11 protein-coding genes are annotated in these 14,076 nt (G+C 66.2%); 8 read left to right on the top strand and 3 right to left on the bottom strand.

What is annotated here, in order from left to right; translation table 11 throughout:
* Nucleotides 1-55: 55 nt before the first annotated feature.
* Entirely contained in the window at nucleotides 56-466 is a 411-nt protein-coding gene (locus AC1DP9_RS26555) for a VOC family protein (protein WP_477108958.1), read from the bottom strand.
* A gap of 284 nt (nucleotides 467-750) precedes the next feature.
* On the opposite strand from AC1DP9_RS26555, the gene AC1DP9_RS26550 reads away from it, so the two are divergent.
* A complete protein-coding gene (locus AC1DP9_RS26550) occupies nucleotides 751-1,221 on the top strand; it encodes an SRPBCC family protein (protein WP_092289366.1) in 471 nt (156 codons plus the stop codon).
* A complete protein-coding gene (locus AC1DP9_RS26545) occupies nucleotides 1,218-2,675 on the top strand; it encodes a DHA2 family efflux MFS transporter permease subunit (protein WP_477108945.1) in 1,458 nt (485 codons plus the stop codon). Before AC1DP9_RS26550 ends, AC1DP9_RS26545 begins: the two co-directional genes overlap by 4 nt.
* 7 nt (nucleotides 2,676-2,682) lie before the next feature.
* Here the strand turns inward: AC1DP9_RS26545 and AC1DP9_RS26540 are convergent, their stop codons facing one another.
* The gene (locus tag AC1DP9_RS26540) at nucleotides 2,683-2,952 is read right to left on the bottom strand and encodes an acyl-CoA-binding protein (RefSeq protein WP_477108944.1); all 270 of its coding nucleotides are present in this window, start codon (nucleotides 2,950-2,952) and stop codon (nucleotides 2,683-2,685) included.
* Between the two features lie 175 nt (nucleotides 2,953-3,127).
* On the opposite strand from AC1DP9_RS26540, the gene tsaB reads away from it, so the two are divergent.
* The 6 genes from tsaB (at nucleotide 3,128) to AC1DP9_RS26510 (ending at nucleotide 12,418) form a co-directional block, all read left to right on the top strand.
* Entirely contained in the window at nucleotides 3,128-3,898 is a 771-nt protein-coding gene (gene tsaB, locus AC1DP9_RS26535) for a tRNA (adenosine(37)-N6)-threonylcarbamoyltransferase complex dimerization subunit type 1 TsaB (RefSeq protein WP_477108943.1), read from the top strand.
* A complete protein-coding gene (gene rimI / locus AC1DP9_RS26530) occupies nucleotides 3,895-4,431 on the top strand; it encodes a ribosomal protein S18-alanine N-acetyltransferase (protein WP_441593594.1) in 537 nt (178 codons plus the stop codon). Before tsaB ends, rimI begins: the two co-directional genes overlap by 4 nt.
* Entirely contained in the window at nucleotides 4,428-5,264 is an 837-nt protein-coding gene (locus AC1DP9_RS26525) for a uracil-DNA glycosylase (RefSeq protein WP_477108942.1), read from the top strand. Before rimI ends, AC1DP9_RS26525 begins: the two co-directional genes overlap by 4 nt.
* Nucleotides 5,245-6,378 (top strand): DUF1853 family protein, encoded by a 1,134-nt coding sequence (locus AC1DP9_RS26520; RefSeq protein ID WP_477108941.1) that lies wholly within the window; start codon nucleotides 5,245-5,247, stop codon nucleotides 6,376-6,378. Before AC1DP9_RS26525 ends, AC1DP9_RS26520 begins: the two co-directional genes overlap by 20 nt.
* Nucleotides 6,379-6,469: 91 nt before the next feature.
* Nucleotides 6,470-9,424, top strand: coding sequence for a putative mucin/carbohydrate-binding domain-containing protein (locus AC1DP9_RS26515; RefSeq protein WP_477108940.1), 2,955 nt, complete (start codon nucleotides 6,470-6,472; stop codon nucleotides 9,422-9,424).
* A gap of 69 nt (nucleotides 9,425-9,493) precedes the next feature.
* Nucleotides 9,494-12,418: a putative mucin/carbohydrate-binding domain-containing protein gene (locus tag AC1DP9_RS26510; protein ID WP_477108939.1), complete on the top strand. Its 2,925-nt coding sequence runs from the start codon at nucleotides 9,494-9,496 to the stop codon at nucleotides 12,416-12,418.
* Nucleotides 12,419-12,478: 60 nt separating this feature from the next.
* On the opposite strand, the gene lplT is transcribed toward AC1DP9_RS26510, so the two are convergent.
* The gene (gene lplT, locus AC1DP9_RS26505) at nucleotides 12,479-13,798 is read right to left on the bottom strand and encodes a lysophospholipid transporter LplT (protein WP_477108938.1); all 1,320 of its coding nucleotides are present in this window, start codon (nucleotides 13,796-13,798) and stop codon (nucleotides 12,479-12,481) included.
* Between the last annotated feature and the right edge of the window lie 278 nt (nucleotides 13,799-14,076).

The raw sequence follows: 14,076 nt of genomic DNA, 5'->3' as shown, positions 1-14,076 counted from the left end.
TGAAAAACCCCACGGTTCGCGCCGTGGGGTTTTTTGTTTGTGGCTGGCTCGTGGGTCAGGGGCCCGCCACGGCGCCGTAGCCCTGGCCCCGCCATTCGATGAAGCACAGGCCATGGCCGAACGGGTCGGACAGGCGGGCCTGCCGGCCCCAGTCGAAGTCCTGCGGCCAGTCCTCGATCTCAGCGCCGGCGCCCAGCGCGCGCTCGATGGCCGCTTCGAGGTTTTCCACCACGAAGTCCAGGTGCACGGGGGTCCAGTGCCGCGCGTAGTCGCGCCGCGCATCGGCCCGCGCCGTGGCCACCGTGCCGGCCTCCTTGGCCAGCAGGTAGATCGGCGCGCAGGCGCCGTGCATTTCCGCCACGCTGTTGTCGAACAGCCGGCGGCCCAGCCGCAATCCCAGTCCTGCTTCGTAGAAGCCGATGCCGTGTTCGAGGTCATCGACGTCGATATTGATCAGCAACTCCATGCCAGCCTCCTGCTTCATGAGCGTTCTCGGGCGTGGCGGCGGCCAGTGTCGGTTCGTGCTTTCCGCTTCTGTCCGCTCCTGACGGCTCCTGACGCCTTCCTTGCCCGGGCCAGCATTGTGCGCCGGCACTCCTGACAAGAGCTGTCAGGAGTGATGCCAGTCCGGACAGGATCATCGATGCGCTGCATGGCGGCTATGAGATGACTCTGAAAACGAAAGCGCGGACCGCCGCGGCGCGCAAGGAGCCTTCATAATATGGACATTCACGAGATTGGAGAGTCAAGTTGCGTTTTGAACACCTGGTGGAGATCAATGACCCAGGCAATCCCACGCTGGAGCCGCTGACCGCTGAACAGCTGTGGCAGGGCCTGGTGCTGCGGGCCGAGTCGCCCGAGTTGTTCGTCCTGGGGCTGGAGCGCGCCGAGGTATTGGCGCGGGGCGATGGCTGGCTGGACCGCGTGCTGCATTTCGGAAAAACGTCGATACAGGACCGCGTGGTATTCGAGCCACGGCGCGCGGTGCGCTATGAGACTGCGGCCACGGCCGAGCATGCCGGCGGCAGGCTGTCGATGAGCATCGAGACCCCCGCGCCGGGCGCGCTGCTGGTGCGTTTCATCTATGAAACGACCCTGCCCGACACGGATGACAGCGGCGACGACCGCTATGCGGAGATCGTCAAGTCGGCATACCACGAGGCGGACCTCGACACGGTGCGCAAGATCCGGGAGATCGCTCACACCGGGCGGCTCGGGTGACGGGCTCGCAGCCGGCCGGCGGGCCGACACGCGCCGTGCTGCGCGCCCGCTATGGCGAGCGCCTGCGCTGGCTGATCCTGGTCACGCTGATGCTGGGCACGATGTCGTCCATCGTGTCCTCGACCATCGTCAACGTGGCCGTGCCGGACCTGAGCCGGCATTTCCACCTGGGCCAGGAGCGCGCGCAGTGGGTGGCGGCCAGTTTCATGATCGCCATGACGCTGTCGATGCTGCTCACGCCGTGGCTGCTGAACCGATTCGGGCTGCGCCGCACCTTCGTCGGCAGCCTGTTGCTGCTGGGCGCGGGCGGGCTGATTGGCGGGTTTTCGCCCACCTTCGGCGTGATGCTGGCCATGCGCGTGGCCGAGGGCATCGCGGCCGGCATCATGCAGCCGCTGCCCAATATTTTCATCCTGCGCGTGTTCGAAGAACGCGAGCAGGGCAAGGCGCTGAGCCTGTTCGGCTTCGGCGTGGTGCTGGCGCCAGCCATCGGCCCAAGCGTGGGCGGCTTCCTCGTGGAGACCTTCGGCTGGCGCTCGATCTTCTTCGTGGTGGTGCCGCTGACCCTCATCGGCCTGTGGATGGCGCGCCGCTATATGGCCGTGGACTCGGCGATGATCGGCGAGCGGAAGGCACTCGACTGGCGCGGGCTGGCGCTGGCCGGCGTGGCCACGGTGACGCTGCTCAACGGGCTGGTGGAAATGCGCGAGAACGTGCCGGCCGGACTGGCGCTGGCCGGGCTGGGCGTCTTGCTGCTGGCGGGCTTTGTGGTCTGGCAGCTGCGCGCGCCCGAGCCGCTGATGGATATGCGGCTCTACAGCTACCGCCAGTTCTCGGCCGGGGCCGTGGTGGCGTTTATCTATGGCGCCGGGCTGTTCGGTTCCACCTACCTGCTGCCGGTCTACATGCAGATGGCGCTGGCCTATACGCCGTCGCAGGCGGGCATCGTGCTGATGCCGGCCGGCATTGTGCTGGCGGTGACGATTGCGGTGGCGGGGCGGATGACCAATTACATCTTGCCGCACCGGCAGGTGTCGTTCGGGCTGGCGCTGCTGGCGGCGTCGTTCCTGCTGATGGCCACCGGGTCGATGGCCACGCCTTACCTGCTGCTGGTGCTCTATGCGGTGATTGGGCGGATCGGGCTCGGCTCGATCCTGCCGTCGCTGACGCTCGGGTCGATGCGCGGGGTGGATTTCTCGCTGATCGCCCAAGGCTCGAGCTGCATCAATTTCCTGCGGCAGCTTGGCGGGGCGATCGGGGTGAGTCTGGCGGGGGTGGGGCTGCAGTGGCGGCTGGCGGAGCACGGCGCGGTGCTCGGGCCGGGTGGCGATCCGGTCGCCCGGATCGCGGCATTCGATGAGACCTTCCTGGCCGTGGGCGTGGTGATCGCCACGGCGATCCTGGCCGCGTGGCGTATCCGGCCGAAGCCGATGCCGGTCGGGGCAGGGGCCTAGCGGCGGCTTAGCTGGCGGTGCCGGCCAGCAGTTCGCCGACCAGTTCGACGTATTTCTGCTTGGCGTCGTCCTGGCTGGTGCCCTTGAGGGCTTCCCAGGCTTCGAACTTGTAGCGGCCGACGAAGTCGGTCATGCCGGGCTTGTCGCCCTGGGCGTCGCCCTCGGCACCCTGCTTGTAAAGCGCGTAGAGGCGCAGCAGCGTCATATTGTTGGGACGCTCGCTCAGGGTCTTGACGTCGATTAGGGCCTGGTCGAAGCGGGCCTGCAGGTCGCTCATGGTGTCTCCGGGTAATGAGTGGGCGTAGAAGTGCGATGATAGCCGCCGCGCCGCGCCGTTTGCGGCGGAAAAACCGAAGAAGCCTTCGGTCCGCGCGCGGCGGCACGGTCTGTCGCGCACGGTGCCGGCGTGCCTGCCAATACAGCTTTGGCCGCGCTCCGGATACAATCGCGCCATGTCCTGGATTCTTGCTGTCGAGACCTCCACCGAGTGGTGCTCCGTCGCACTGGGGCGCGCCGCCACTGACGGCGCCCTCGAGTGTTTCTCCCGCCATGAGCATACGGGCGCGCGGTCGTCTGCGCGCGTGCTGCCGGCCGTGGCCGAAGTGCTGGCCGAGGCCGGCATCACGCTGGCCGACTGTGCCGCCATCGCGTTTGGCGCCGGCCCCGGCTCGTTCACTGGCCTGCGTACCGCCTGCGGCGTGGCCCAAGGGCTCGCCTTCGGCGCTGATCTGCCGGTAATTCCCATCAATGTACTGACGATGTGCGCGGAAAGCGTCCGATCCGGCACTTCATCGTTGCCGGCGGACACGCGCGTGCTGGTTGCGCTCGACGCCCGCATGGACGAGACCTATGCCGCCACGTTCCGCTGGGACGCCGCCGCAATGGAGTGGTCGATGGAGGGCCCGGTGCAGGTGGGACCGCCCGAAGCCGTGGCGCAGCCCGATGGCGCGTTCTGGCTCGCCGGCAATGGTTCGACCGTGTTTGGTGAACGGCTCCAGGTGGCCGCGCAGGCCGGCCGCGTAATGCCCGAAGCCATGCCGGACGCCCGCGCCGCGGTGGCCATCGGCCTGCGGGCGCTGGCGCGCGGCGAGACCATCGACGCTGCCGACGCCATGCCGATCTATGTGCGCAACAAGGTTGCCCACACCATCGTGGAGCGCGAGGCGATTGCCGCCGAGAAAGCCGCCAAGGCAGCGAAGGCCGCCGCAGGGGAGGCCGCGTGAGCGCCGCGCTGCTGCCCGAGTCGCCCCAATGGCCGGCCGTGCCGGTCATGCCCGAGCTGGGCGATGGCTGGACGCTCGGCCGCATGAGCGCGCTGGACCTGCACGCCGTGGCCGATATCGAGCAGCGCGCCTACAGCCATCCCTGGACGCGCGGCAATTTTGAGAATTCCCTGAAATCGGGCCATATCGGCCTGACGCTCCGTGATCCAGCCAATACGCTGGTCGGCTATGCCGTGTTGATGCCGGTGGTCGACGAAATGCACCTGCTCAATATCACCGTGGACCCGCGCCGGCAGCGGCAGGGCCATGGCCGGCTGCTGCTGGCCGTGGCGCTGGCCACCGCCCATGCCCACAACCTCGGCACCATGCTGCTGGAAGTGCGCCCGTCCAATGTGGGCGCGCTGACGCTGTACGAGGAAGCCGGGTTTGCCGAGATCGGCCGCCGCAAGGGCTACTATCCGGCCACGGCCAATGGGCGCGAAGACGCGCTCGTGCTGCGCCGGGCCTGGCACGAAGGCAAGGAGTCCGCATGAATCGCCGCGCGCAGTTCCTCGAAGTGCTCGGCATCCCGTCGGAATGGGTGCCGCGCCGGTTGGCTGGGGCGCCTGTAGAGGCCGAAGCCGACGTCGAGGTCGAAATCGAGGTCGCCACGGTAGCCGTGGCCGAAATCGAACCCGAAGTCGACGTGGTGATGACCACCCCGGCCGCCACCCCGCGCCCCGTGGTGATCGAAGCCCTGTCGCCGCCGCAACCCGCCGTGCAGGATGAGGCCGCTCTGGCCCGGGACGCCGCCATCGCCGCCATGGACTGGGCCGCGCTGGAAGCCGCCGTGGCCGAGTGCAGCGCCTGCGGCCTGAGCGACACCCGCACCAATACGGTCCTCGGCGTGGGCGACCGCCGCGCCGAATGGATGCTAGTGGGCGAGGCCCCGGGCGAGAACGAAGACCTGCAGGGCGAGCCGTTCGTCGGCCAGGCCGGCAAGCTGCTCGACAACATGCTCGGCGCGCTGGGCCTTGCGCGCGACCGCAATGTCTTTATCGCCAATGTGCTGAAGTGCCGCCCGCCCGGCAATCGCAATCCGGAGCCGGAGGAGGTGGCGCACTGCGAGCCGTTCCTGCGCCGCCAGATCGCGCTGATCCGGCCGAAGGTGATCGTGGTGCTGGGGCGTTTCGCGGCGCAGTCGCTGCTGCGCTCGACGACGCCCATCGGCAAGCTGCGTGGCACCGTGCACCAGTACGAGGGGATTCCCGTGGTGGTGACCTATCATCCGGCCTACCTGCTGCGCACGCTGACCGACAAGGCGCGTGCATGGGAAGACCTGTGTCTGGCCCGCGAGGTACACGACCGTGCGGGAGCTGAAGCCTGATCCCGCGCAGGCCATCCGCCCGGGCGGGCCGGTAGCAGCCGGCGCCGACGGGCCGGCGCCCCTGTGGCGCACCGCCGCGTCCCAGCGGGTGCGCGATCTCGCGTGGTGCTCGCTCTCGCCGCCGCTGCTCTCGCACCTGCCGGCTGGCTACGGCGCCGGCGCCGCGCTGGCCTACTGGCCGCCCGGCGCGCAGGCCGCGTGGCAGCGCTGGCTGGAGCGCGCCGACCCCGCCACACTTCCCGAAACCATCGCCGAACTGAGCGGCCACCCGGACCCCACGGGTAGCCGCAGCCTGCGCCTGGGCCGCCATGCCGAGCGGCTGCTCCACTTCGCGTTGCATCGGGCCGATGGGATCGAACTCGTCGCCGCCAATGTGCCGATCCGGCGCGCCAACGGCCATGGCATCCAGACGCTGGGCGAGCTGGACGTGATCTGGCGCGACCCCGCCAGCGCGCAGACCGTGCACTGGGAGATGGCCGCCAAGTTCTACCTGATGGTGGATGGGCAGCCGGGCACGCCGCCCGACCGCCGCAACTTCGTCGGCCCCAATCTCGTCGATCGGTTAGGGGACAAGCTCGACCATATCGTCGGCCGTCAGCTGCCGCTGGGCCGCGCGGCCGAAGCACAGGCGGTGCTCACCCATCCCGTCGACCGCAGCGAGGTCTACCTGCTGGGCTGGCTGTTCTATCACGATGGCCGCCTGCCGGCCGGGCTCGATACGCTGGGCATCGCGCCCGATCACCTGCATGGCTGGTGGTCCACGCTGGAGGACTGGGCCGCGCGGGCGCAGGCCCACCCGGCGGCGGCCACCACGCGCTGGTGCCGGCTGCCGCGCGCGGACTGGCTCTCGGGCGCGCGGGTGCCCGAGTCGCAGACGGAGTCCGCCGCCGCGTTGCACACCGCGCTGGCGCAACGCTTTGCCGATCCGCACCAGGCGCATAGCTGGCGGCGTGAAGCCCCGGTGATGGTCTGCGAACTGGCGCCCGCCGGGCCCGAGCAGCCCGGCATCTGGCAGGAACGCTCGCGCGGCTTCGTGGTGCCGCCGGGCTGGCAGGCGCGCGCCGCCGAGCGGGCCACTGCCGACAAATCCCCTCCCGCACCCGCCTCTCGCTAATCCATTCCGGCCTCCGCACCGCACCGCGATACTTCCCCTCACGCTGCATCGAAACGTCCGATCCGGACGTCGCGACGAAGGGGGATGGCAGATGTCGGACATCGAGAAGGTCAAGACGCTCCACTGGCTCACGGACCCCGAGTGGTTCCACAAGGCCGGACTCGACAAGGGTCTCGGCCATGACCGCCAGCATCTCGGCGTGGTCCTGGCGGCGGGCGGCGAGCTGACGATCAGCCAGATTGACATGGATTTCATGGGCGAGCTGACACTGCGCCTGCTCAACAGCGATGGCCGCACCGAGCGCGTGTTCAGTTTCGGCGAAATGCCACTTACGATCACGGCGCACACCGCCTCGGTGCCGTTTATCGAGACCCCGTACCTCGGCGGCGGCACGCCGCCCACCGTCTGGTACACCTGCTCGCCAACCAGCAAGACGCTCCCCGTGTTCGAAGCCGGCGGTGCGGAATCCCCATTTTTTGCGACGTGGGACCAGCAGGCGGCCGAGTTCGCGCTGATCGAGTCGCGCTACGTCCGGATGCTGGTGCCCGAGGCCGACAAGCCCACGCTCAGGACCTTGCCGGGCGGCCTCGCCGCACTGACGGCGTACTACGACAACGTGGTTTCCACCTTCAACGCGCTGTGTGGCATAGCGTTCGATCCCGAACGGGCGACGGATCTCAACATCCGCAACCAGTTCTTCATCAAGGCCGATGCGGAGGGCAGCGGCAGCGCCTACTACGGCCCCGCGTGGGCCGCATCGACCTCGGCGTCCATGACGGCGGACTGGTTCGCCGGCCTGCGCACCAATTGGACCCCGCTGGAAACGCTGGGCCACGCCTACCTCGGCACCTTCATGGCGGCCGGTTCGGTCAGCTTTCTCGAGGTCTGGAACAAGCTCTATGCCGCCACTTGGCAGGACATCACGCTGGGCGCTGCGGTGCACACCGATGGCTGGCTCTATCAGGGCGAGGCGGCGCTGTTCAGCGGTGTCATTGACCGGATCACGAGCGGTACGCCGCTGCAGGAGTGGAGCGTGCGCGAGAAGCTCTACTTTTTGATGCTGCTCAAATACAAGGCTGGCAACACGGCGTTTGCCAGCTTTAACCGGCAGTACCGGACCTATGCCAACGCGCTGCCGTTGCCGCCGATCGCGCCGCCCGTGATCGACATGATGGCCGAGGTTTATGCCGCCGAGGCCGGGGTGGATGTGGCGCCATTCATCGGCATGGTGGGCGCCAGGATGGCGTCGGTGCGGACGGTGCTCAATATGTTCAGCGACGCGCGCGCGGTGTACCCGCTCTATGCGCTGGTCAGCGCGGCCAGCCTGGTCCCGGCGCAGGAGGCGCTCCATGCGGCGTCGCCGCTGCAACTGGTGGACCCGGCGGAGATGCGCCGTACTGGCCTGCGCGGCAGCGTGACGCTGCAGTTTGCCATCGACCAGTTCGTGCAGATCTACGACGAACCGCTGTTCGTGATGGAGGGGCCAAGGGAGGTGTCCTCGGCACGCATCGCCGACACCGGGGTGACGTTCGCCGATCTGCCGGTTGGCGTGTACACCTTGCGCCCACCCACCGGCAAGAATCGTAAATATGCGATTGACTCGGCCTACCTGATTGTGAAGGAGGGCACCAGCACGCAGGCGCTGGCCTATGTCTTCAAGCAGGCGTCCGCCATCGTCACGCAGACCTTCATGCTGTTGGGGGCGGATAACGGCCTGTACGGCACGGTCCGCGTGGACGCGCCCACGCGCCGGATCATCGTGGACCTGTTGAGCAACCCCAATACCGCGTTCATGGATACCGTCTACATCGGCGTCACGATCCGGACAGCCGATGGCGATCCGGTCTATCAGCGGGACTTTCACGGCAACCACCCAGCCCCGGAGCATGCCGACATTCCGTTCGAGGTCGGCTATCGGATCGAGGTGCGCCATGAGGAGCCATCGCGGCTGCGGGTGCTGCCGGCCGCCCCCGGACTGATTCGGCCGCAGGCGACCAACGACTTCGTGATCACGGCGCACGGGCTCGAGAACCTGCAGGCGATGAACAGTCCGGTGGCGGACCTGTCGTTGCGCATTGCGGAAGCGGCGGCACTGGTGCGGGAGCGCCTGCCGATTACCACGGCACCGTATGCCACGGTCAAGGATGACATCTACCTGGCCGTGATGGCGCTGCCGGAGCCGGCGCGCGCCCAGGCGGTGGTCGACTACGCCGACGTGATGTCCCTGCAGAACACCGCGCCGGGCACCAATATCGGAAACAATTTCGTCGTCTCGCTGAAGGGCATCAGCAATTGGACGTTCTTCACCATGACGCTCGACCTGGTTCGTCTCGAAGTGCGCTTCCAGACCTTCAGCGGCAAGCCGCACACCTATTTTGGGAGTACTTACAGCTACGTCAGCTTTCGCAACGCAGACGGCCGGGAGTTGTTCTCCTATGACTACATCGGCAATCAGCACGCGACCGCCATGGTCCGCACGTTCCCGCTGTCCCGCTACGGTGGCGAGCAGTTCTACTCGTTCAAGGAGGAACTGGGTCAGCGCTACACCATCGAGAACAGGATGCAGGGCGTCACGTGGAATGGGTTGGTCAATACGATGCTGGACCTGCCCGGCAACGGCGTGGTGATGACCGCCACGGCATCGCAAATTTCCGAAACGCCCGCCGTGCGAGGCAACATCTTCATATGGCATTTGCTGGGCAGCACGGGTCAGCTCGTGGCCGAGTTGGAACTGGACCTGGTGATCAACGTGCTGAACATGACACTGCACGTTACCGTGCCGGACCCCGGCGTGTCGGCGGTCTACATCAGCATTGGGGTGGAAAACCGCTACGGCGATCCGGTCTATGACATCGCCCTGCCGGGGAATGCCGCGGTGGTGGGCGCTGCCCTGAGCTTCCCGCTGCAGAAGGGCTATACGGTCACGGTGTTCCACCAGGACCCTACGCGCTCCCAACTGATCAACGCAGAGACGTCGGCGCGGACCACCGTGGCGGCCACGGCGCGCTACCAGACCATGCCGCGTGGCTTGCGGGCGGTGGCGTGACGCGCAGCCGGGTCCGATTGCATCCTTCACGAGGTATCCAAGATGGCGGAAATCCTACAAACGAAGTCTTTGTACACGCTTCAGGATCCGGAATGGATTCGCAAGGGGGGGCTGCCGAAAGGGCTCGATCACGACAAGCAGGCGCTCGGCATCATCCTGGCGCCCGGCGCCACGCTCCGGCTCCGGCAAATATCGCCCGGCTTCACGTCGCCGGTGTGGGTGGTATGTGCCAGCGACGGCACGGTCCCGGCGCAGTGGGCGACGGTGGGCAACGCGTGGGTCAATGTCACCATGAGCGCGGCGCGTGTCCCGTTTGTCGCGACGCCCTATGAGGTGGGCACCCCGGTGATCGAGTTTGCCTATCCCTCGACGAGCAAAATGCTACCGATCTATCGGGCGGGCAATGCCGAGGCGCCATTCTTTGCCACCTGGGACGCGCAGGATGCCGAGTTCGGCCTGATCGAGGGCGACTATATGTGCATGCTGGTGCCCGCGCGGGACAAGGCCGTGCTGCGGGCCTATCCCGGCGGTCTCAATGCGCTGGGCGCGTACTACCAGGACATGTTGACCTCCTTCAATGCCTTGATGGGGGTGTCTTTCCAGCCCCAGCGTCCCACGGATCTCAACGTCAGGAACCACTATTACCTGGCGGCCGATGACGCCGCGTTGGACGCCGAACCCGCCTACTACGGCCGGCGAGCGGCGGCCACGACGTCGGCATCGGTCGCGCCGGTCTGGCTCGACAACCTGCCGACCAGCTGGAATGCGCCGAATGCCATCGCTGGCGGCTACCAGCGCCACTTCTCCGACAAAGGTATCGCCGATCCGGATTCCGTGTGGGGCAATGTGTTTGCGGCGATTTGGCAGGACTTCGCAATGGGCGCCGATGTCTATACGGAGGGCTGGCTCTACCAGGGCGCGCCGGCGTTCTTCGCGAGTGTGATGGCGCTGCTCCGCAGTGGCACGCCATATGAATCCTGGGACCTCCGCGCCCAGGTCTATCTGGTGATGCTGCTGAAGTACAAGGCTGGCGATGCCTCGATCAGCCACCTGAACCAGGTGGACCGGATCCTGATGAACACGTCGCCCTCGCCAGCGCCCCGGCCGGCGGGGTTCGACGAAATGGCTACCGCCTGCGTCGAACGGTGCGATGTGGACATTGCGCCGTTTGTCGCCCTGGCCGGCGCGCCGCTGTCGCCGCTGCGTGCCATGCTCAATGTGTTCAGCCACGCCCGCGCCGTCTATCCGCTGTGCGAACTGGTGACGTCGGAGACGTTGCCGACAGTGCAGAGCGCGCTGCATCTCGATTCGCCACTGCGGCTGGTCGATACGGTGGAGTTGCAGGGGACCGGCGTCACTGGCAGCCTTTCCCTGCGGTTCCTGATCGACGATTTCAAGCAGATCTACGGGGAGCCACTGGTGCTGATGGAAGGCGCACGGGAGGTGTTATCCACGCCGGTCCGCGCGCCGGAGATGATTCTGGACAGCCTGCCGATTGGCGCTTATACGATCCGCCCGCCGACGGGCAAGAACCGCAAATACCTGGTGGATGCCGATTACCTGATCGTCAAGGAACGGGAAGCCAGCCAGTCGCTGACGTACACCTTCAAGCAGGCGTCGGGCACGATCACCCAGACGCTGGTGCTGCTCAATGCCTACAACGAAGCGAGCGGCACGATTCGCGTCGACTTCACCACCATGCAGGTGCGCATCGATGTCACGGCCCAGCCGCTCCATGCGCCCGACACAGGGGTATACGCCGCCATCGGGGTGAAGAACGGCGCGGGAGCCAGCGTGTATGCGCGCGAGATCAGCGCTCAAGAGGCGGAACCGGTTCAAGACGTCGTGCCTTTCCAGGTCGGCTATCGGCTCGAGGTGTACGTGATGTATGCCAGCGTGCTGTCCATCGAGCCTCCCACGCCGGGCCTGCTCCCGTCACAACAGAATCACGTCCTGACGATCACGGCGTTCGGCCTGCAGAACGCGGCGGCCAGCAACGATCCCGAAGCGGATCTGCTGGCGCGCATCGCCGCCGGCGCGACGATCGTGCGCGACCACCTGCCGATCGCCCATGCGCCTTACGCCCAGTTGAAGGACGACCTCTACCTGGCGGTCATGGCGCTGCCGCCGGCGGCCCGCACCGCGGCGCGGCGCGAGTACATGGACGTAATGTCCACCTTCAACTTCGAACCGGATGCCTACGTTGGCAACCTCTTCACCCTCAAGATGAAGGGCATCAGCGACTTCCAGTTCTGTACCGTGACGATCGACCTGGCGGCGCGGGAGATCCGCTTCCAGATCGTTGGCGGGAAGCCGCACTATTACTTTTCGGATACCTACGGCTATGTCAGTTTCTCCGACGTCACCGGTAATGAATTGTTCTCATATGACTGTATCGGCACATTGAATTCGACCGCCATGAACGTGATCTTCCCGTTGTCCCCCTACGGCGGCGAGCGGTATTACTCGTTCAAGGAGGAGGCGAGCATTGGCCGCTATCCGATCGAAAACGTGATGCAGCGGCAGGTCAAGGCCGGGGTAAAGAACATGGTGGCCGAGGTGCTTGTCGATGGCCTCATCACCTATGCGTCAGCATCCGAGATCGCGGTGGTGCCGACCGTGCGCGGGAACATGTTCCTGTGGTCACTGTTCGACGCTGCCGGCAATCCGGTGGCAACGCTGAACCTCAGTCTGGTCTTCAATACGCTGACGGTTTCCGTTTCCGCCGGGACGCACCAAGGGGGCCTGCGCGTCAGCGTGCATGTGGAGGATAAGTATCAGCAGGTGGTCTACGACCTGGATGTCCATGGCGGCGCGCCGGTGGCCCCGGAGATGACTACCTTCTCCTTGCAGAAGGGCTATACGGTCACGGTGTTCCACAGCGATCCGACCCGTTCCCAACTGGTCAACACGGAAACCAATGCACGGACCGTGGTCGGCGAGACCGCGCGCTACCAGACCATGGCGCGCGGCCTGAAGGCGCTGCCAGCATGAAAAACGCCCCGCCGGCGCAGGCCGGGCGGGGCGTTTCCTGTTTCGCTGCCCGCGCGCGGGTCAGTGGTGCTTGTCCTCGCCGATCATCGCCAACGAGTTGTGCATCTTGATATTGTGTTTGTGCAGGCGCATGACCAGCAGCATGGTAGCCGAGATGAACAGGCCAAGCGCTACGATCACGAAGCCGATGGGGATGTTCAGCTTGATCAGCAGCGCGTAGAGGCACAGCATCAGCAGAACTGAAACATTTTCGTTGAAGTTCTGCACGGCGATCGAGTGCCCGGCGGACAGCAGCACGTGTCCGCGATGCTGGAGCAGCGCGTTCATCGGCACCACGAAGTAGCCCGACATGGCCCCCACGATCATCAGGAACACATAGGCAATGGCCATGTAGAGCGGCATGGGGTAACCCAGCACGTTCAGCATCACGGCCGGCATGGCGTCCTTGGTGTAGAAGGCCATGATCATGACGGTGATCCCCATCGCCACGCCGAACGGCAGCACCGACAGCGAGCGGCGCAACGGGATCCGGGCGGCGGCCATGATCGCGCCGACCGCCACGCCCACCGCCACCACGGCCTGGAGCAGGGCGCCCTGGGACAGGTTCAGCCCCAGCGACTTCTCCGCCCACTTGAGCACGATGAACTGCAAGGTGGCGCCCACGCCCCAGAACAGCGTGGTCACGGCCAGCGAGATCTGGCCCAGCTTGTCGCGCCACAGCGCGATGAAGCAGTCGCCGAACTCGGCAATCAGCTTCACCGGGTTCTTTTCCTGTTGCGGGTAGCGCGCGCCGGTTTCCGGGATGAACACGTTGAACACCGACGCCACGACGTAGAAGAACATGATCACCACCATGGCCGCCTCGGCCGGGGTGTTGATGCCGGTGTCCACGTAGGGGATGTCGAAGCGGAGCAGGATGTCCGAGATATGGACCGAGATCAGCGCGCCGCCCACCACGGTGCCGAGGATGATCGAACTCACCGTGAGCCCCTCGATCCAGCCGTTGGCCATCACCAGCTTCTCGGGCGGCAGCAGCTCGGTCAGGATGCCGTACTTGGCCGGCGAGTACGCGGCGGCGCCGAAGCCCACCACGCCGTACGCCAGCAGCGGGTGCAGCCCGAACATCATGATCGCGCAGCCGACGATCTTGATGGCGTTGGTGATCAGCATGACCTTGCCCTTGGGCATGGAGTCCGCGAAGGCCCCCACGAAGGCCGCCAGCACCACATAGGACAGCACGAAGAACAGCTTCAGCAGCGGGGTCATCCACTGCGGGGAATGCAATTCGGTGAGAAGGGCGATGGCGGCGATGAGCAGCGCATTGTCGGCCAGCGACGAAAAGAACTGCGCGGCCATGATCGTGTAGAAACCCTTCTTCATACCTTCGACTTTGTCTCCATCGCGGACGCCCGGCGCGGCGGGCAGGGGCACGCCGACCGGCAACATCGCGGCTTGTAGGGAACCTGGCGCGACGGCCTTGTCAAAGTGGGGCGGTTGCGCAACTTTCGCGCGCCTTTCGGCTTGCCTGACCGTCATTGACATATTGCTTCTCTTTTAAAACATGGCCGGAGCGTCCGGCTTTATATCACGAAACCACGACATTTCAGCACTCCGGCGGACCCGCGTTTTGACAGGAACCCGCCTTCCGGATTCCCTGA

This window comes from Cupriavidus sp. 01L43 (genome assembly GCF_056399925.1).
This window is presented reverse-complemented; position numbering and strand designations above follow the sequence as displayed.

What these genes read in the sequence shown, in the direction of transcription:
- AC1DP9_RS26555 (WP_477108958.1), bottom strand. Translation starts at nt 466, where the DNA reads ATGGAGTTGCTGATCAATATCGACGTCGATGACCTCGAACACGGCATC.
- AC1DP9_RS26540 (WP_477108944.1), bottom strand. Translation starts at nt 2,952, where the DNA reads ATGAGCGACCTGCAGGCCCGCTTCGACCAGGCCCTAATCGACGTCAAG.
- tsaB (WP_477108943.1), top strand. Translation starts at nt 3,128, where the DNA reads ATGTCCTGGATTCTTGCTGTCGAGACCTCCACCGAGTGGTGCTCCGTC.
- AC1DP9_RS26525 (WP_477108942.1), top strand. Translation starts at nt 4,428, where the DNA reads ATGAATCGCCGCGCGCAGTTCCTCGAAGTGCTCGGCATCCCGTCGGAA.
- AC1DP9_RS26515 (WP_477108940.1), top strand. Translation starts at nt 6,470, where the DNA reads ATGTCGGACATCGAGAAGGTCAAGACGCTCCACTGGCTCACGGACCCC.
- lplT (WP_477108938.1), bottom strand. Translation starts at nt 13,798, where the DNA reads ATGAAGAAGGGTTTCTACACGATCATGGCCGCGCAGTTCTTTTCGTCG.